A 19887-nucleotide genomic window follows, 5' to 3' on the forward strand; every position below is an offset into this window, starting at 1 on the left:
TAACTCATGTGTGGATTAGCCGGTATTTTCGATACGCGAGAACAGCGCCCCATTGATCCCGATTTATTAACGCGAATGAATGATGCGTTATGGCATCGTGGTCCGGATGCGGGCGGTGAACATCGAGAACCCGGCTTGGGGTTATCACACCGGCGCTTGGCAATTATTGATTTGTCGGGTGGTGCGCAACCGTTATTTAATGAAGATCACTCCGTTGTGGTCGTGTTCAATGGCGAGATTTATAATTTCCAAACGCTGGCAACGGAATTAACTGCGGCAGGACATATCTTTCGTACCCATTGCGATACCGAAGTGATTGTTCATGCGTGGGAGCAATGGGGCGAGCGGTGTGTTGACCGCTTTCGTGGCATGTTTGCATTCGCTTTATGGGATCGGCAACAGCAAACTTTATTTCTTGCGCGTGATCGCCTCGGCGTCAAACCATTGCACTACGCATTACTGGCGGATGGGCGGTTATTATTCGCCTCTGAAATGAAATCATTATTGCTTGATTCCAAATTGCCGCGTGATCTTGACCCCCATGCAATTGAAGAGTATTTCGCCTACGGTTATATCCCTGATCCGCGCAGTATCTTCAAATCTATTCACAAACTGCCGGCCGGTCATACGTTAACAATTCGGCGCGGTCAATCATTACCCGCGCCCCGCGAGTATTGGGATATTCTTTTTCAGCCATCATCAAATAAACTTGATATTCAAACAGCGGCTGACGAATTGATTGAACGGCTGCGTGAATCAATCCGTATTCGGTTAATTTCAGAAGTCCCATTAGGCGCTTTTTTATCTGGCGGCGTGGATTCCAGCGCCGTTGTGGCAATGATGGCGGGTTTATCCGATCAAGCGGTCAATACCTGTTCCATTGGGTTTAATGACCCCAAATATAATGAATCCGCCTTTGCCGAATTAGTGGCAAACCGTTACCATACCAATCATCATTTAGACACAGTTTCACCCGATGATTTTAATTTAATTGGGCAATTGGCCACGCTCTATGATGAACCCTATGCCGATAGTTCCGCTATGCCAACCTATCGCGTATGTGAATTAGCGCGGCGGCGTGTCACCGTCTGTTTATCGGGTGATGGCGGTGATGAAACCTTTGCCGGTTATCGCCGTTATCGTTGGCACATGTATGAAGACAAAGTGCGCCGTTTAATTCCACAATGGTTGCGGGGACCAGTATTTGGCGCGGCGGGTTTTATTTATCCTAAAGCCGATTGGGCGCCGCAAATCTTGCGTGCCAAATCAACTTTACAAGCATTAGCGCGCACATCAATTGACGGTTATTTTGATAGCATCGCTATTCTGAATAATTCGCTGCGTGCCGCGTTATTTTCGCCGCAATTGCGGCGTGAATTGCAAGGCTATCAAGCCGTCGAGGTCTTGCGTCATTACGCAAAACGCGCCCCCGATCATCCCGTTTCACGCGCTCAATACCTTGACTTAAAAACCTATTTGCCAGGCGACATATTAACGAAAGTGGATCGCGCCAGCATGGCTCATGCGTTGGAAGTGCGCGAACCATTACTCGATCATCCATTATTGGAATGGGCTGCGACCTTGCCGCCCGAATGGCAATTGAATGGTCGTGAAGGCAAGTTTTTATTTAAAAAGTCACTCGAACCCTATTTAGATAACGACAATTTGTATCGTCCCAAAATGGGATTTGCGGTGCCATTAGCGGCTTGGTTTCGCGGGCCATTGCGTGAACAATTACGCACTGTGGTATTAGGTGATACCATCGCTGATACCAGTTTATTTAATATGAAACGCCTGCGGTGGATGGTTGATCAGCATCAAGCGGGCATTCGTGACTTTAGCCCTGCGCTCTGGAGTCTTTTAATGTTTGGCGCTTTTCAAAACAATTTATTATCAAATACGCCGTCGGATTAATTGCCATGTCATTCACACTTATTTCGCGTCCACCGGTATTAGGCATTATTGGATTAGGTTACGTTGGATTGCCATTAGCGGTCACCTTTAGCCAAAAATACCCAACATTCGGCTATGATATTAAAGCGGATCGCATTGCCGCATTACGCGCCGGCCATGATAGTTCACTCGAAGTCAGTGATGAAGAATTGCGCGCCGCGACTAATTTAACCTATAGCAATGACGTCACCGATTTACGCCGCTGCAATGTCTTTATTGTCACCGTCCCCACGCCAATTAACGCGCATAAAGAACCCGACCTCACACCATTAGAAAGTGCCAGTCGTTTATTAGGCAGTATTATTAAAGTTGGCGACATTGTTATTTATGAATCAACGGTGTACCCAGGTGCCACTGAAGAGGTCTGTGTTCCATTATTAGAACAGGGCTCGCGGCTCGTTTTTAATCAAGATTTTTTTGTTGGCTATAGCCCGGAACGGATTAACCCCGGCGACCATGAACACCGATTACCGACAATCAAAAAAGTCACCTCCGGCTCTACGCCAGACATTGCGCTTTATATTGATGCGCTCTATGCCAGCATTATTACCGCTGGCACGCATTTAGCGAGTAGTATTCGCGTCGCTGAAGCCGCAAAGGTAATTGAAAACACCCAACGCGATGTCAATATCGCGCTCATTAATGAATTGGCGCTCATTTTTAATCGGCTCGGGATTGATACGGAAGAAGTATTACAAGCAGCAGGGAGTAAATGGAATTTTTTACCATTCCGCCCCGGTTTAGTTGGCGGTCATTGCATTGGCGTTGATCCGTATTATTTGACTCATAAAGCGCAAGCCATTGGTTATCATCCCGAGGTTATTCTTGCTGGACGGCGCTTGAATGACAGCATGGGGGCGTTTATCGCTACCGAAGTGATTAAACGTTTGAGTCAACGTGGTGGCATTTCTACTGCAACACGGGTATTGATTCTGGGATTAACATTTAAAGAAAACTGCCCCGATCTGCGCAACACTCGCGTGGTAGATATTATTAAAGAGCTGAATGAATATGGTATTCAGTGTGCGGTGCATGATCCCTGGGTAGATCGCGCTGAAGCAGCGTCTGAATACGGGTTGCAATTAGTGGAATTGGGAACGCCGGGATTGTATGATGCAATTATTATTGCAGTTGCACATCGGCAATTTATTGCGCTTGGCAGTGCCGCCATTCGCGCATTAGGTAAACCTAATGCGGTGATTTACGATGTCAAATACCTATTTCCTAAATCAGACGTTGATGGGCGATTATAGTGCGGCGCGATTTTTAATTAGCACACAACGGATTTTATTAGCCACCATTGTTTTGTTAATCGCTGTTATTTATTGCAGATGACACCGCGATAATTGCAATTACTATTCAGTCGAATCATCAGATGTATCGCCCAACGCATTACCAGCTGAAGGGTCTTGATTCAGCCACTGTTGCAACGCATCAATAATCGCCTGCGCCTGCGCCCGACTAGAGATATTAAACTTTGATTGCTGGCGATATTCACCATTGCGTTTTTGATAACGACGAATGCTGTAGCGCTCTGGACTGTAAGTTCCTTTAGCACGTTCCCACTCTTGATAACGATACAATACAGTAGTCCAACTTCCTTTAGATAAGACCACCTTATCCAATTCACGGGTAGTTTCAATACCATCTTCGGTATAACTGATTGTGAGGTCTTCTATTTTTTCTGCCATTATAACACCAAGATATTGAGGGTAAATAGCTAATCACTTCGGATGAAATTCAGTCAACAGTGATTAATATTTCGATTTATGCTTGTTAAGCATAGGTGACAGCACTCCCATCGTCAAGAGAGTATAATTTTTGACATAGTGCATCGTCAATCGATTATTTATATTGGTGGCGGCTAGAGTTATTTCAGTGAAGCGCATTTTTATTCACAAAAAATTGGGGGAGTCATGCGATCTGTTCGTGTGTTTCATCACTATATGCGGCTACCCTTATTGCTTCTTGCTGGGGCAGAAGCCGTGCTATTTGCCGCTTGTTACTACATTGGATTTCATACTCGCTGGTTATCAATTAACGCCGGACCCGTTCCTGAATCAGCCAGTCCACTATTATTATCAGGATTAGTTGCCATTGTGTTTGTGATTTGGATGGCAGCAATGGGGCTATATGAAGCACACCTACGGGAAGGATTACATGGCTCATTAATTCGCGTTGTTTTAGCGTTGTTATTAGGGTCTGTGACATTAGCGGCCATTTCTTTTGCAATGCCAGAGTTGCCTTTGTGGCGCAGCACTTTATTATTAGCCGTCATCTTCTCTTTTATTGCAATTTTATTGCTGCGAGGGGGGTTTTATTTTTTTCGTCCAAATTTTTTTAAGCGCCGTATTCTAGTCGTTGGCTCGATTGATCTAACACAAATGGTGATAGATACTGATTCACGCGGAATTGATTTTGTTGGTTTTTTGCCTTTGGAAACAGAAGCAGACGCGCCGTGTTCAGTACCAATTATCCATTGTGATGAACCATTGCCTTTTCTTGCTGCTCGCCTACAAGTAGACGCAATTGTTTTAGCACTTCCTGATTGCCGAGGTAAGTTGCCAATTGAAGAGTTATTAGATTGTAAAGTGAGTGGCATAGATATTCTTGAATTACAATCGTTCTTTGAACGTGAAGTTGGTATTATTAAACTGGATTTGCTGTCACCGAGTTGGCTGGTGTATTCGGATGGGTTTTCACATGGGAGCATTAGTTTAGCTGTTAAACGCCTATTCGATTTAGTCATGGCAACTATTCTGGGTTTGATATTTGCACCCTTTATGTTAGTTGCCGCGCTGGCAATTTTTATTGAAAGTGATTTTCGGTATTCGGTTTTATATCGTCAAGTACGCATTGGCGAAAACGGGATGCCATTTCAAGTCATTAAATTTCGCAGTATGCGTATTGATGCAGAAGCCGACGGACGGCCGCGTTGGGCAACTAAACACGATGATCGAGTTACTCGTGTTGGGCGTTTTATTCGTAAAACCCGGATTGATGAAATGCCGCAAATCTTTAATATCATTAAAGGTGATATGAGTTTTGTTGGACCACGTCCCGAACGCCCCGAATTCGTCACCATGTTAGCCAAGAAGCATATCTATTACGCCAGTCGCCATCGTGTGAAACCCGGTTTAACTGGTTGGGCACAATTATGCTTTCCCTATGGGAATACTGAAGCGGATGCGTTGAGCAAATTAGAATATGACTTGTATTATGTCAAAAATTATAGCTTATTTTTGGATATGTTAATTCTTGTGGAAACAGTTGAAGTTGTGTTATTCGGTAAAGGCGCACTCTAATTTGATTAATTTTGCACACGGTTTATCTAACTGTCACTTGACTAAAAAAACCGCTCACCGCATTAGATTAAAAGTACTGCTTTGGTTTCATAACAACGACTCTTTATTTGTTGTTTATTGTCAAACTGATTTTTCCAACCCCCGCCAGCTACACAAGCGGCTTTATTAACGGAGTAATGATGTGATTAAACCTGTTGGTTCTGACGAATTAAAACCCTGCTTTGTTTATGATCCAGAACAGCATCACGCCTTAATGGCTGAGGCTGCACAACTGCCGTCAATTGTAATTAGCTCCCAAGCAGCCGGCAATGCCGTCATGCTTGGCGGTGGTTATTTCAGCCCATTGCCTGGTTTTATGAATCTTGCGGATGCGTTGAGTGTTGCAAGTGATATGCGCATGACCAATGGTGCATTTTTTCCCGTGCCAATTGTGTGTTTAATTGAAGATACCAGTGCGATTAAACATGCCACCCGCATTGCATTACGCGATCCGAATATGGAAGGCCATCCGGTATTGGCCATTATGGATGTCACAGCAATTGAAACTGTGACCGATGACCAAATGGCGTTAATGACGCAGCAGGTCTATGGCACACAAGATGCCGCTCATCCCGGTGTTGCAGCATTTAATAATCAAGGACGGGTTTTATTATCAGGTGCTATTCAGGTATTAAACTTTTCTTATTTCCAAAGTGATTTTCCTGATACATTCCGCACCGCAGTTGAGATTCGCCATGAAATAGCCGAGCGCGGGTGGCAGCGGGTGGTGGCATTTCAAACGCGCAATCCAATGCACTTGGCGCATGAAGAACTATGCCATATGGCAATGGAGCGTTTGAATTGCGATGGATTAGTGATTCACATGCTATTGGGTAAATTAAAAGAGGGTGATATTCCAGCGCCCGTGCGTGATGCATCTATTCGTAAAATGGTTGAGTTATATTTCAAACCGAATAGCGCAATGGTCACCGGTTATGGCTTTGATATGCTTTATGCGGGGCCGCGTGAGGCGGTGCTTCATGCGTATTTCCGGCAGAATATGGGCGCGACGCATTTCATTATTGGACGCGATCATGCCGGCGTTGGTGATTATTATGGCGCCTTTGATGCGCAAACGATTTTTGATGAAAAGGTGCCTGCCGGGGCATTAGAAATTGAGATTTTCAAAGCCGATCATACCGCGTATTCTAAAAAGTTAAATCGCGTGGTGATGATGTGTGAAGCGCCGGATCATACCAAAGAGGATTTCGTTTTATTATCGGGAACGCGGGTGCGTGAAATGTTGGGAAATGGTATTGCGCCGCCACCGGAATTTTCACGTCCTGAAGTGGCAAAAATTCTAATGGATTATTATCAATCGCTGTAATTTACAGCAGTAGTTGTAAAATTAAGTTGTTAGTTGGTTGGCGCGGTTTGATGACTAAACCGCGCTATTTTTTTTGGACGTTAATTATGCAGCTCAAATGGTTAAGAATCCAACTAAATTATAAGTAGTGTATTAAATATATTTATTGAAATTCTATTTAGCGTAAATGTGTACAAAATGTTTCGTTAACGTATACAAAATGTGTTATAATTACTACGTTTCTAAAAATTCACTAGGCTACACCAGTAGATATTAGCCTTTTATTTGATACGATGTCGAATTAAAATAGACGCTAACGCGGAGCAAACATGAAGCAGTTTACTGTTGCCCAATTATTATATTCGTTGGTTGGTTTTTTATTGGTTTTATTAGTAGCAGTTGCATCGCTTGGTTTGAATACAGCGAAAATAGCGAATAGTGGATTGGAAACAGTTTATAATGATCGCGTAGTGCCGTTGGAACAGCTCAAGATCATTTCTGATATGTACGCAGTCAATATTGTTGATAGCAGCCATAAAACGCGGAATGGTAATATTCGCTGGGAAGTTGCGTACAACAGCGTGGCACAGGCGATCAAAATAATCGCACAAACTTGGAAAAGTTATTTAGCAACCAGTTTGGTACCTGATGAACAGCAGTTAATTCAAGAATTGAAACCACTGATGATTAATGCTGATGCGGCAGTCCAAAAACTTGAACAACTGTTGCAACAACAACAGCAGGATCAATTAGCCCAATTCACGATACAGAAGCTCTATCCTGCCATTGATCCGGTGACTAATAAGATTGCTCAACTGGTCGCTTTACAATTGAATATTGCTCATCAAACATATGCAGAAAGCGAACAGCTATACCACAAGCGCCGCTTTAGCATGATGCTACTTGTTATGATTGGTATCATTCTTGCCGCCACACTGTCTATTATTATGATCCGTAATATCACTAGCCAGCTTGGCGGTGAACCTTATCAAGTCAGACAGATTGCACAGCAGGTTGCAAATGGTGATTTATCAATCTCATTTGCACCATTCAAATATCAAAACAACAGCATTATGGCGGCTATTGAAAAGATGGTGGCAAACCTGCATCAATTGGTGCAACAGGTGTTATCCGCTTCGCAAAACATCGCTGCCGCTGCCGCACAGATGCATCGCACTGCTGACCAGATGACTACCGGATCTAAATCCTTGTCTACCCAAGTGAATTCGCTTGCCACCGCCAGCGAGGAGATGTCAGCCAGCAGCAGCGAAATTAGCCGCAGTTGCCATATTGCCGCTGATAGCATCGGGGTTGCCGCAAATACCACCCAAAATGACTTTTCGACCGTCAAACGCACGGTGGAAGGCATCCGTTTTCGTGGCGAACAAACCCGTGAAAATGCCGCCATGATGGCAAATTTAGGCAAGCGTTCCGAACAGATCGGCGCCATTGCCGACACAATTGGTCAAATTGCCGACCAGACCAACCTGTTGGCACTGAATGCCGCAATTGAAGCGGCACGGGCGGGCGAAATGGGACGCGGGTTTGCTGTTGTTGCCGACGAGGTGCGTGCTTTAGCTGGACGCACGACGAATGCGACCAAAGAAATCAACGAGATGATCCATGCAATCCGGCAGGAAACCCAGGTTGCCGTCACTTCGATGGCAGCGGGAGTGAAGGGCGCCGTACAGGGTGCTGTTGAGGCGGCTGAACTTGAAAGCTCTTTAACGCAAATCCTCAATCAGGTTGACCATGTCGACCTGCAAATCACACAGGTCGCGGCGGCAACTGAAGAGCAAGCGGCCGTGACCCTTGAAATCACGACTAATCTGCAACACGTCAACAATATTGCGTTAACCACAGTACGCGGTGCTGAAGAAACCGCCGTTGCCGCTATTCAGCTTAATAGGCAAACTGAAAATTTACAGCAGTTAATGCAGCAATTTACGCTGTGAAACCTGATTATGATTGCATAGTTGACTGGCGCGGTTGGGCAATAAAACCGCGCCATTTTTGTTGGCGTTAATTGTTCAATCTGAATTGATTAACTGCCGTTTTATTCAATAAAACTTGAATAAACCTTGTGCAATTAACCGCCGCGTTTGCGCCCCGCCACCCGCAAGCGTAACGCATTCAACCGAATAAAACCCGTCGCATCCGCTTGATTATAAGCGCCGGCGTCTTCTTCAAAAGTAGCAATGGCAGTGTCAAATAAACTATCGCTATCAGACTGCCGCCCGACGACCGTGACATTGCCCCGATATAATTTCAAACGCACCACGCCATTCACCACCTGCTGGGTTTGATCTATTGCCGCTTGCAACATGCGCCGCTCGGGACTAAACCAATAACCATTATAAATTAAACTGGCATAGCGCGGCATTAACTCATCTTTCAAATGCGCCGCCTCGCGGTCTAATGTTAATGACTCCATTGCCCGATGTGCTTTTAATAAAATCGTACCGCCGGGCGTTTCATAACAGCCACGAGATTTCATTCCCACTGAGCGATTTTCAACCAGATCAGCGCGCCCAATCCCATGCGTTCCACCAATGCGATTTAATTCAGCCAACGCGATTGCCGGCGTCATCGTTTGACCGTTAATTGCCACCACGTCACCGTGTGCAAAAGTTAATTCCAAATACGCCGGCGTGGCGGGCGCCTGTTCCGGCGCAATTGTCCAGCGCCACATATCCGCCGCCGGTTCTTGCCAGGGGTCTTCTAATTCATTCCCTTCATAGGAAATATGCAATAGATTCGCATCCATTGAATAAGGCGATTGACCACTGGCACGTTTCATTTCCACTGGAATCCCACGCGCTTCAGCATAGGCTAATAACTTTTCGCGTGATAATAAATCCCATTCGCGCCACGGGGCAATGACTTGAATATCGGGTTTCAGCGCATACGCACTCAATTCAAAGCGCACTTGATCGTTGCCTTTACCCGTCGCGCCATGTGCAATTGCATCCGCGCCGGTAATAACCGCTATTTCAACTAATCGTTTCGCAATTAACGGCCGCGCAATTGAAGTGCCAAGTAAGTATTCACCTTCATACAGTGCATTAGCGCGAAACATGGGATAAACGAAATCACGCACGAATTCTTCACGCAAATCATCAATAAAGATTTCGCGCACCCCGGCCGCAATTGCTTTAGCGCGGGCTGGTTCTAATTCTTCACCCTGCCCAATATCAGCGGTAAAGGTCACAACCTCACAGTCATACTGCTCACGCAACCAATGCAAAATCACCGACGTATCCAGCCCGCCTGAATACGCTAATACCACTTTTTTAATGTTTTTTGTCATCACTTCATTCACCTAACAATACAATTCAATTCAATTCTGTTTTATGGCACTAAATATGTTGCGCCATTTCATTATGTCAATTGTCGATACCCATACTCATGTGCAATAGACCGCAAATAGGCGGCGAATTCTGGCCCCAAGTCTGGATGTGCTAATGCCAATTCCACCGTTGCTTGTAAATAACCAATTTTGCTACCGCAATCATAGCGTTTACCAATAAACGGATGCGCAATGACCAACTCATGTTTTAATAATTCGCTAATGGCATCGGTTAATTGAATCTCGCCACCCGCCCCGGGTTGAACACGTTCTAATTCGGTGAAAATGCCCGGCGTCAATAGATACCGCCCAACGACTGCAAGCGTTGAAGGCGCAACTGATGGGTGCGGTTTTTCCACAATTGAGGTCACGCGCAATGAACCATCCGCTTGGCGTTCGGTTTCCACAATTCCGTATTTATTTGTTTCTTCACGCGGTACTTCAACGACGCTTAATACACTGGCACCCGTGCGTTCATACACCGCCGCCATTTGCTCAACCACCCCCGATTCATTACCCGTATCAATTAAATCATCGGCTAAAATCACCGCAAAGGCTTCATCACCCACCACCGGTTTTGCGCATAACACCGCGTGACCTAATCCCAATGCGACGGCTTGGCGTAAATAGATACAACTGGTGCTTTCGGGTAAAATCCGATGTATGATGTTTAATAACTTAGTTTTACCCGCCCGCTCCAGTTCGGATTCAAGTTCATAGGCTTTATCGAAATGATCTTCAATTGACCGCTTGCTGCGCCCGGTAATAAACACCAACTGCGTAATGCCGGCATCTTCCGCCTCTTCGGCTGCATATTGAATGAGCGGTTTATCAACAATGGGCAACATTTCTTTGGGGCTTGCTTTCGTTGCTGGTAAAAAGCGGGTGCCTAATCCTGCGACGGGAAAAACTGCTTTTCTAATACTTGCCATGCGTATGCCTAATCAGGTTAATGGGATTAAATGAAGTGCGTTTTATTAAATGCAATGACTGATTGCGCATTCAATTCAATTCAGATTCAATTGCCGCCAGCGCCGCCAGTGGATCAGGCGCGGCGGTAATTGGGCGACCAATCACCAAATAATCTGCGCCCGCCGCTCGCGCCGCTGCTGGCGTCATCACGCGCTGTTGGTCATCCGTCGCGGCAGTCAGCGGGCGCACCCCGGGCGTGACCAACACCAAACGAGCGCCGCTGTCTGCGCGGATCAGTGCCGCTTCTTGTGGTGAACATACCACGCCGTCGAGGCCGGCGGCGGCAGTCAGTCGTGCCAAATGCAACACCCGTGCTGCTGTCTCACCTGCGCAACCAACGGCCGCCAATTCGGCTTGATCGAAGCTAGTTAACACGGTGACGGCGATCAACAGTGGCGGTTGTGCAACTGTCGCTAATCGCTCACGCGCCGCGATCAACATGCGCGGGCCGCCGCTGGCGTGAACGTTGACCATCCACACGCCCAAATCCGCCGCGGCGGCGACCGCGGCAGCGACCGTGTTGGGAATATCGTGAAATTTCAAGTCTAAAAACACGTCAAAGCCCGCCGCGATCACCTGTTTTACCAGCGCCGGTCCCTCACGGGTGAACAGCTCTTTGCCGATTTTTACTCGACAGCGGCGCGGATCAAGTTGGTGCAATAATGTCCACGCGGCGGCGGCGTTGGGGTAGTCCAGCGCGATAATGAGCGGGCGATCTGTTGTAGATTTGGTCACACTCACCCTCTGTCGTTATTCGGCCAAAAGTTGATGTTTCGGCAGCGGCAGTGCGCCAGTCATCACGCCCGGCTCGACCGCTTTAATGCTGCCCCAATGCTTGCAACTCGGGCATTGCCAGTGCAGCACCCGTGCCGTAAAGCCACAGTGGTCACATTGATACACCGGTTGCGCAGACAACAAATGTTGCACCACCGCCAACAAGATCGCGTCGGTGACAGCGGGCGTTTGCTGCTGTTTGAGGCGCAATTCCAACAGTCGCTCTGCGCCCGCCAAATCCGCCCGTTCGCGCAAATAATCGGTGAGAAAATGTAACGCCGCCGTGCTGCCCTGCTCGCGTTCGAGAGCGTTAGACAGTTCCAACATCAGCGGGGTGCTGGGTTGCGCGTGAAACAATTGCGCCAATTCGGCAGCGACGCTGGTGTAGCCAAGTGCTTGATAACACTCTAATAATCCGGGCAACATGGTTGGTACATAGCGCGGCCCGCGCTCGGCAACGCGACGGTATAACGCGAGCGCAGCGCGGGCGTCACCACCAGTCATTGCCATTTCCGCCTGTAATAAATTGGCACGAATGCAATTACTATCCACCATTTGCGCAGTGCGTAAATGAAAACGCGCCGATTCAGTTTCATTGCTGCGTAAATACTGTTCGGCCAATTCGCAATGAAACTGGGCGATTTCAATCCGCAGCAGTTCATTGCCATCCATCTTTAACTGCTCGGCCATTTCTAAACAGCGCAGCCAATCTTTTTCTTGCTGGTAAATTTCAATTAACGCCCGCAATGCTAATGGGCGTTGCATTTGCATATCAACCAGTTCTTTAAATAAACTTTCGGCGCGATCAAATAGCCCGGCGTGTAAATAATCGCGTCCCAGTTCATACAGCGCAAGACTGCGTTGCGCAATCGGCAATTTCACTCGCGCCACCAAATCTTGATGGACACGAATTGCCCGTTCTACTTCGCCGCGCCGCCGAAATAATGCCCCCAATGCCAAATAAGTTTCGGCCGTTTCACCATCTATTTCGGCGAATTTCAAAAAAACATCTAATGCTTTATCGGGTTGTTCATTCAGCAAATAATTCAAGCCACGAAAAAAAACCGTATCCGCAGCGGCATGATTCGCCCGACGGCGCGGCGTCTCATTCCGCCGCGCCACCCACCAGCCCGATGCCGCCGCGACTGGCAATAAAAGAAATAACCATTCCATCAGCGCCCCCGGTGGCGTCGGTCAGCCGCAACGTGATTGCCCAGCGGCGGTCATACCCACCCGTGCCGCAACCCATCGCGCTGCCAACGTCATTAGAATCGCGGCGCGTCACGGCAATTTTCTGTCGCAGCGCACCGATTAATCACCTGTCAGCGTAACGCGCCTTGCCCTGTGAAACAACTTGTCTGTGTGCGTCGTCACGCGCAAGTTAGATTGTCGGGTATTGAAGAATTTGCTAACGTGACACACTGTTTTAATTCACTCAACGCTAAAACGCAACTCATCTATTCATGTGTAAGTTTATTTTTGTCACTGGTGGCGTCGTGTCATCATTAGGTAAGGGTATTGCATCTGCTTCACTCGGTGCATTATTAGAAGCGCGGGGTTTGCGCGTCACTATGATTAAACTGGATCCGTATATCAATGTGGATCCGGGCACCATGAGTCCATTCCAACATGGCGAGGTTTTTGTCACGGATGACGGCGCCGAAACCGATTTAGATTTGGGACATTATGAACGCTTTTTAAGTATTCAAATGGGGCGCTGTAATAATTTCACCACCGGGCGCATTTATGATAGCGTCATTCGCAAAGAACGGCGCGGTGATTATTTAGGGCGCACCGTGCAAGTCATTCCACACATCACCAATGAAATAAAACAAAGCATTCTCCTTGGCGCCGGTCAAGCCGATATTGCATTAGTTGAAATTGGCGGCACGGTGGGCGATATTGAATCATTACCCTTTTTAGAAGCTATTCGCCAAATGCGCATCGAGCGCGGCCGCGATCATGTGTTATTTATGCACTTGACGCTCGTGCCGTATATGCGCACTGCCGGCGAAATTAAAACCAAACCCACGCAACATTCGGTAAAAGAATTGCGCTCAATTGGGATTCAACCCGACATTCTACTCTGTCGTGCCGAACAACATTTACCCGATGAAGAACGCCGCAAAATTGCATTATTCACCAATGTTCCCGAGGAGGCGGTGATTTCAGCGGTGGACGCCGATAATATTTACCGCATTCCCTTATTACTCCACGCCCAACAATTAGATCAATTAGTAGCGCGGCAATTTCGGATTGAACTACCGCCCGCTGATTTATCGCAATGGCAAGCCGTATTGGCGGGTTTTGATAATCCGCGTGATCGCGTCACCATTGCAATGGTCGGCAAATATATGGGATTAACCGAGGCGTACAAATCATTATCCGAAGCTATTGCTCATGCCGGCGCGCATGTCGGTGCAAAAGTCGATATTCATTACCTCGAAGCCGAAGATATTGAACGCAACGGCCCCGGTTGTTTAATTGGTTTAGATGCCATTTTAGTCCCCGGTGGCTTTGGTGAACGCGGGATTGAAGGCAAAATTGCAACGGCACGATATGCGCGTGAACAGGGCATTCCGTATTTGGGGATTTGTTTAGGAATGCAAGTTGCGGTCATTGAATATGCGCGCCATGTTGCCGGTTTAATTGATGCGCATAGCACCGAGTTTATGCCAACGACACCGCATCCGGTTATTGCGTTAATTACCGAATGGCAGACCGAACAGGGGCAGCGTGAAGTCCGCACTGTCAATACGGATAAAGGCGGTACTATGCGCTTGGGTGGTCAACAATGCCAGCTCGAACCACACAGTTTAGCGCATCAAATTTATCATCAAGATCAAATCCGCGAGCGCCATCGTCATCGCTATGAGTTTAATAAACGCTATTTGACTATTTTACAAACCGCCGGGCTGCGCTGTTCGGGTTGGTCATTAGATAATGAATTATTAGAAATGATTGAAATCGCCGATCATCCCTGGTTTATTGGCTGTCAATTCCATCCTGAATTCACCTCAAAACCGCGTGATGGCCATCCGCTCTTTTGCAGTTTTATTGAAGCAGCACGAGCGCAGCGAATGCGTGTGAATACGCTGGCGCTTGCGGTTTCATAACGTCACTTCGATTAAAAACTGCGGCTTTTTTAAATAAACCAATCAGGTTTGATCGTTCTCGTGTGGGAACGATCAGTCGCCTGTATTAAAACGAGCGTTTCACGATGTCACCGCTGTCTATTTTACTCGATCATTACCGGTCTATTTCACAATCGGAACGCGAAAAAGGCACTTATTTTGAAGAGTTAATGCTGTGTTATTTGCGCACCGAACCCTATTATCAAGATCAATACGCCGCCGTGTGGTTGTATGGTGATTGGGCAGCGACGCAGGGTTTATCGCGGCAAGACACGGGCATTGATTTGGTGGCAATGACTCGCGGCATTGCTGAATACCACGCGATTCAATGTAAGTTTTATTCCCCCGATCATGTCATTAGTAAAGGCAATATTGATAGTTTCTTTACGGCGTCGGGTAAAACCACCTTTAGTCATCGCATTATTATCACCACTACGCCGCATTGGAATACTCATGCGCGGACGGCATTAGAGAATCAACACCCGCCGGTGACGGTGATTGATTTGCCGGCATTGGAGGCGAGTCAAATTGATTGGGCACAGTATCAACCTGAGAATAAAACGGCGGAATTAAAACCGCGTAAAACGCCGCGTGAGCATCAGGTTGCCGCAATTAAAAAGGTGGTGGCGGGATTAAAAACAGCCGAGCGTGGCAAATTGATTATGGCGTGTGGCACGGGCAAAACGTTCACGGCATTGAACATTGCCGAAGCCATTGGCGGCGCGGGTGGGCGGGTGTTGTTTTGTGTGCCGAGTTTGAATCTGTTATCGCAAACGCTGACCGAATGGACGCAGCAGAGTCAATTGCCGTTACATTCATTTGCGGTGTGTTCGGATACTGAAGTTGGTAATCAAAAACCAACTAAAAAGCAGGATCAAGATGCCGATCAGGTGGATTTGCGCGTGTCGGAATTGCAGTATCCGGCCACGACCAATGCCGCGCAGTTGGCAATGAAAATTGCGCAATGCCACGATGCCGAGCATTTAACGGTGGTGTTTAGTACTTATCATTCGATTCATGTGTTGCACGAGGCACAAGTCAATTATCAACTGCCGCCGTTTGATTTAATCATTTGCGATGAAGCGCACCGCACCACTGGCGCGATCTTTAATGATGCCGAGGAGAGCGCGTTTGTACGGGTGCATGATAACGCCTATGTGCGGGCGAATAAACGGCTGTATATGACGGCGACGCCGCGCATTTATGCGAATACGGCCAAAGCGATTGCCGAGCGCGATAACGTGACGCTGTGTTCAATGGATGATGAGCAATTGTATGGTCAAGAATTATTTGTCTTAAACTTTTCAGAGGCGGTGTGGCGCAAGTTATTAGTGGATTATAAAGTGGTGGTATTGACGATTGATGAAGCGCACGTTAGTCGGCGAATTCAAGAATTATTAAAAGATGAAAATAACCAATTAAAAATTGATGATGCGGCGAAAATTGTCGGCTGTTGGAAAGCATTGGCGAAATATGGTTTGACCGAACAATTAACGAATGACGCGACGCCAATGCAGCGGGCGGTGGCGTTTTGTCAGGTGATTGAACCGAATCAAAACCGCAAAACGCACCGTGTCAGTTCTAAACACATTGCGGCGATGTTTCAATTGGTGGTCGAGGCGTATCAACAGCAGGAGCAATTAACAACGGCGGCGGTTGCGCAATTAAAGTGTGAAACGCGGCATGTGGATGGATCAATGGGTGCGAGTGAAAAAGCGGCGCATTTGCAATGGTTGCGCGATGCTCCGCCCGATAATACCTGCCGCATTTTAAGTAATGTGCGCTGTTTATCTGAAGGCGTGGATGTGCCGACATTAGATGCGGTGTTATTTCTCGCGCCGCGCAATTCACAAGTGGATGTGGTGCAGGCGGTGGGGCGGGTAATGCGTATTGCGGAGAATAAAAAACGCGGTTATGTGATTTTACCGGTGGTCATTCCCGCCGGCATGACGCCGCATGAGGCGTTGAATGATAATAAAACCTACGCGGTGGTGTGGGAGGTCTTGCAGGCGTTGCGCTCGCATGATGATCATTTTGATGCGTTTGTGAATAAACTGGAATGGATTGGGCGCGATACGAATAAAATGGAGGTGATTGCCATCACCGATCACATTGGCAAGGCGACGATTAAAAAGGGTGATAAAACGGCGCGGCGGGCGAATAAAAAACGGTCTGGACGGGATGATTTTACGATTGGTGAGGCGGAAATAAACACGCCGACGGTGGCAGATCAGGGGGAATTGACATTTGCAATTGGCGAAATTGAACGCGGGATTTATGCCAAATTGGTGGAGAAATGCGGTAATCGCCATCATTGGGAGGATTGGGCGAATGACATCGCTAAAATTGCGAATACGCACATTGATCGGATCACGGGGATTTTAGCCAATCCGGCGAATACCAATGAGCGGGCGGCGTTTGAGGCGTTTGCGCATGAATTGCGTGATGATGTGAATGATAGTTTGAGTGATGGCGATATTATTGAAATGTTGGCGCAGCATTTAATTACTGAGCCGGTGTTTGCGGCGTTATTTGCCGATTATGAATTCGCTAAATATAACCCGATGTCGCAGGCGATGCAGGCGATTTTAACCCAATTGCATGAGCATCATTTGCATAAAGAAACGGATACGTTGCAGGGCTTTTATGACAGTGTGAAGGTGCGGGCGGCGGGGATTGATAATGCGGCGGGTAAGCAAAAGATTATTGTCGAATTGTATGATAAGTTTTTTAGAAATGCGTTTCCGAAATTGACTGAGCGGTTGGGGATTGTTTATACGCCGGTGGAGGTGGTGGATTTTATTTTGCATAGTGTGAATGAGTTATTAACCAGTGAGTTTCAATTGTCGCTGGGTAGCGCGGGCGTGCATATTCTTGATCCGTTCACTGGCACGGGGACGTTTTTAACGCGGTTATTGCAGAGTGGGTTGATTACGCGGGAGCAATTGCCGTTCAAATATCAATCTGAGATTCACGCCAATGAGATGGTGCTGTTGGCGTATTACATCGCGGCAATTAACATTGAGTCAACTTATCATAGTTTGGTGAGTGGTAGCTATCAACCATTCGCGGGGATGTGTTTAACCGATACGTTCCAGTTGTATGAGAAGGGTGATTTGATGGATGCGTTGTTAATTGAAAATAGCTCGCGGCGGCGGAAGCAAACGCAATTGCCGGTGCAGGTGATTATTGGCAATCCGCCGTATTCAATTGGGCAGGGCAGTCAGAACGACAACAACGCCAATGTTGATTATCCAGGACTTAATAAACGCATTGGTGAAACTTACGCAGCAAAGTCAAAATCTATTAATGCAAAAAGTTTATATGACAGTTATATTCGGGCAATTCGCTGGGCATCAGATCGGATTGGTGATAATGGGATTATTGGGTTTGTATCAGGCAGCGGTTTTATTGAAAAACCAGCAACTGATGGGATGCGTAAATGTTTATTTGAAGAATTCTCTAGTATTCATGTGCTGAATTTACGCGGCGATATTCGTAAAAATATGTTGAGTAAGGGTCGAGCGAAAGAAGGCGAAAACATTTTCGGTAGCGGTAGCATGACGGGTATTGCAATCACCTTTTTTGTTAAAAATCCTGCCGCAACGCAGCAAGGACAAATTTATTATCACGATATTGGCAATGCACTAAAAAGGGCAGATAAACTAGGCAAAATGACTGAACTGGTGAGCATTGCCGGGATTACCGCCGCCAATGGTTGGCAATTGATTACACCGGATGCGCACGGCGATTGGTTGAATCAACGCGACGACAGTTTTAATGATTTTATTGTGTTGGGTGATAAAAAAAGCGGGGCAACGAAACTGTTTGATAATTTCTCATTAGGCGTTGTGACAAATCGGGATACATGGTGCTACAACGCCTCGCGCAATCAGGTTGCGGCGAATATGGAGCGGATGATTGCGTTTTATAATCAGGAAACGGCTCGTTTTCAATTGGCAGTTGCGGGATTAGATAAAAAAATATTAGAGACCAAAGTTGACGAGTTGATTAGCACTGATCCTAGCCAAATTAGTTGGTCACGCGCTTTGAAACAAGAATTGGTGAAAGGACGGCAATTTAGTTTTGCGCAATCCAATTTAATCACTAGCCTGTATCGTCCATTTACCAAACAATGGTTGTATTATGATCGGCGCTTTAATGAAATGGTTTATCAAATGCCCCGCATTTTTCCCGACACGACGGCGGACAATGTGGTGATTTGTGTTACTGGAATTGGCGCCAGAAGTGGTTTTTCAGTATTATTAACTAATTTATTACCTAATTTACACACGCTCGACACTGGGCAATGCTTCCCGCTGTATTTATACGATGACGCCGCCCCCGCCAATGACAATTTATTTGCCACCGAATTAACCCGCACCCGCCGCGACGCCATCACCGACGCCGGCCTCGCGCATATTCAAGCGCACTACCCGAATGAACCGATCAATAAAACCGACCTGTTTTATTACATTTATGGGCTATTGCACTCACCCGACTACCGCGCCCGCTACGCTGACAATTTAAGTAAAGAACAGCCGCGCATTCCGTGTGTTAAAAGCGCCGCTGACTTTTGGGCATTTAGTCAAGCGGGGCGGCAACTCGCTGAATTGCATTTGAATTATGAAACTGTCGCGCCGTATCCCGTCACTATTAAAACCAATAAAGCCGAATTGACCGCAGCCGAGTATCGCGTGATTAAAATGAAATATGGCAAGCCGGGCGTTCCCACGCTGGAGCATGGGAACGATCAAAAACGCGGCAAGGATAAAGATTTAACCACCGTGATTTATAATGACTTCATTACGATTAGCGACATCCCGCTGACCGCGTATGAATACATCGTCAATGGCAAACCGGCATTAGACTGGGTGATGGAACGGCAGGGCGTCAAAACCGACAAAGACAGCGGCATTGTCAATGATGCGAATGATTGGGCAATTGAAACCATGAATAACCCGCGCTATCCACTCGAATTATTCCAGCGCGTCGTGACCGTGAGTGTGGAGACAGTGGGGATTGTGAAACAATTACCGACATTAACATAAACCA

General features: G+C 46.9%; 13 protein-coding genes. 7 read left to right on the forward strand and 6 right to left on the reverse strand.

The genetic code is table 11. From position 1 onward, the window contains the following. Nucleotides 1-6: 6 nt before the first annotated feature. Together HUK38_RS00360 and HUK38_RS00365 are read left to right on the forward strand one after the other, a co-directional pair. Complete coding sequence (locus HUK38_RS00360; protein ID WP_182581785.1) at nucleotides 7-1914, forward strand: XrtA/PEP-CTERM system amidotransferase; 1908 nt, start codon at nucleotides 7-9, stop codon at nucleotides 1912-1914. Between the two features lie 5 nt (nucleotides 1915-1919). Further along, a complete protein-coding gene (locus HUK38_RS00365; protein WP_182581786.1) occupies nucleotides 1920-3206 on the forward strand; it encodes a nucleotide sugar dehydrogenase in 1287 nt (428 codons plus the stop codon). Nucleotides 3207-3308: 102 nt separating this feature from the next. Here HUK38_RS00365 and HUK38_RS00370 read toward each other — a convergent pair whose 3' ends face one another. Further along, nucleotides 3309-3644: a hypothetical protein gene (locus HUK38_RS00370; RefSeq protein WP_182581787.1), complete on the reverse strand. Its 336-nt coding sequence runs from the start codon at nucleotides 3642-3644 to the stop codon at nucleotides 3309-3311. Nucleotides 3645-3869: 225 nt separating this feature from the next. Here HUK38_RS00370 and HUK38_RS00375 point away from each other — a divergent pair, with 225 nt between their 5' ends. From HUK38_RS00375 to HUK38_RS00385, 3 genes are all read left to right on the forward strand, one after another. Then, complete coding sequence (locus tag HUK38_RS00375) at nucleotides 3870-5258, forward strand: TIGR03013 family XrtA/PEP-CTERM system glycosyltransferase (RefSeq protein WP_182581788.1); 1389 nt, start codon at nucleotides 3870-3872, stop codon at nucleotides 5256-5258. Between the two features lie 181 nt (nucleotides 5259-5439). Beyond that, nucleotides 5440-6624: a sulfate adenylyltransferase gene (gene sat / locus HUK38_RS00380; RefSeq protein WP_182581789.1), complete on the forward strand. Its 1185-nt coding sequence runs from the start codon at nucleotides 5440-5442 to the stop codon at nucleotides 6622-6624. Between the two features lie 308 nt (nucleotides 6625-6932). Beyond that, complete coding sequence (locus HUK38_RS00385) at nucleotides 6933-8558, forward strand: methyl-accepting chemotaxis protein (protein ID WP_182581790.1); 1626 nt, start codon at nucleotides 6933-6935, stop codon at nucleotides 8556-8558. A 134-nt stretch (nucleotides 8559-8692) separates the two neighbouring features. Here HUK38_RS00385 and HUK38_RS00390 read toward each other — a convergent pair whose 3' ends face one another. The 5 genes from HUK38_RS00390 to HUK38_RS00410 all read right to left on the reverse strand — a co-directional run bounded on the left by HUK38_RS00390 (nucleotide 8693) and on the right by HUK38_RS00410 (nucleotide 12983). Beyond that, on the reverse strand, nucleotides 8693-9913 hold the full coding sequence (locus HUK38_RS00390; protein WP_182581864.1) for an argininosuccinate synthase: 1221 nt from the start codon (nucleotides 9911-9913) through the stop codon (nucleotides 8693-8695). 71 nt (nucleotides 9914-9984) lie between these two features. Beyond that, nucleotides 9985-10884, reverse strand: coding sequence for a UTP--glucose-1-phosphate uridylyltransferase GalU (gene galU, locus HUK38_RS00395; RefSeq protein WP_182581791.1), 900 nt, complete (start codon nucleotides 10882-10884; stop codon nucleotides 9985-9987). A gap of 70 nt (nucleotides 10885-10954) precedes the next feature. Beyond that, on the reverse strand, nucleotides 10955-11659 hold the full coding sequence (gene pyrF / locus HUK38_RS00400; RefSeq protein WP_182581792.1) for an orotidine-5'-phosphate decarboxylase: 705 nt from the start codon (nucleotides 11657-11659) through the stop codon (nucleotides 10955-10957). Between the two features lie 15 nt (nucleotides 11660-11674). Next, complete coding sequence (lapB, locus tag HUK38_RS00405; RefSeq protein WP_338065335.1) at nucleotides 11675-12871, reverse strand: lipopolysaccharide assembly protein LapB; 1197 nt, start codon at nucleotides 12869-12871, stop codon at nucleotides 11675-11677. Next, entirely contained in the window at nucleotides 12804-12983 is a 180-nt protein-coding gene (locus tag HUK38_RS00410) for a hypothetical protein (protein WP_182581793.1), read from the reverse strand. Before HUK38_RS00410 ends, lapB begins: the two co-directional genes overlap by 68 nt. Before the next feature lie 178 nt (nucleotides 12984-13161). Here HUK38_RS00410 and HUK38_RS00415 point away from each other — a divergent pair, with 178 nt between their 5' ends. After that, entirely contained in the window at nucleotides 13162-14814 is a 1653-nt protein-coding gene (locus tag HUK38_RS00415; RefSeq protein WP_182581794.1) for a CTP synthase, read from the forward strand. Nucleotides 14815-14918: 104 nt separating this feature from the next. Next, nucleotides 14919-19883, forward strand: a complete 4965-nt coding sequence (locus tag HUK38_RS00420) for a DEAD/DEAH box helicase (RefSeq protein ID WP_182581795.1) — start codon at nucleotides 14919-14921, stop codon at nucleotides 19881-19883. Nucleotides 19884-19887: the final 4 nt, after the last annotated feature.

It is taken from the genome of Thiospirillum jenense, assembly GCF_014145225.1.
GTDB lineage: Bacteria > Pseudomonadota > Gammaproteobacteria > Chromatiales > Chromatiaceae > Thiospirillum > Thiospirillum jenense.

What these genes read in the sequence shown, in the direction of transcription:
- HUK38_RS00360 (WP_182581785.1), top strand. Translation starts at nt 7, where the DNA reads ATGTGTGGATTAGCCGGTATTTTCGATACGCGAGAACAGCGCCCCATT.
- HUK38_RS00365 (WP_182581786.1), top strand. Translation starts at nt 1,920, where the DNA reads ATGTCATTCACACTTATTTCGCGTCCACCGGTATTAGGCATTATTGGA.
- HUK38_RS00370 (WP_182581787.1), bottom strand. Translation starts at nt 3,644, where the DNA reads ATGGCAGAAAAAATAGAAGACCTCACAATCAGTTATACCGAAGATGGT.
- HUK38_RS00375 (WP_182581788.1), top strand. Translation starts at nt 3,870, where the DNA reads ATGCGATCTGTTCGTGTGTTTCATCACTATATGCGGCTACCCTTATTG.
- HUK38_RS00385 (WP_182581790.1), top strand. Translation starts at nt 6,933, where the DNA reads ATGAAGCAGTTTACTGTTGCCCAATTATTATATTCGTTGGTTGGTTTT.
- HUK38_RS00390 (WP_182581864.1), bottom strand. Translation starts at nt 9,913, where the DNA reads ATGACAAAAAACATTAAAAAAGTGGTATTAGCGTATTCAGGCGGGCTG.
- galU (WP_182581791.1), bottom strand. Translation starts at nt 10,884, where the DNA reads ATGGCAAGTATTAGAAAAGCAGTTTTTCCCGTCGCAGGATTAGGCACC.
- lapB (WP_338065335.1), bottom strand. Translation starts at nt 12,871, where the DNA reads ATGGAATGGTTATTTCTTTTATTGCCAGTCGCGGCGGCATCGGGCTGG.
- HUK38_RS00415 (WP_182581794.1), top strand. Translation starts at nt 13,162, where the DNA reads ATGTGTAAGTTTATTTTTGTCACTGGTGGCGTCGTGTCATCATTAGGT.
- HUK38_RS00420 (WP_182581795.1), top strand. Translation starts at nt 14,919, where the DNA reads ATGTCACCGCTGTCTATTTTACTCGATCATTACCGGTCTATTTCACAA.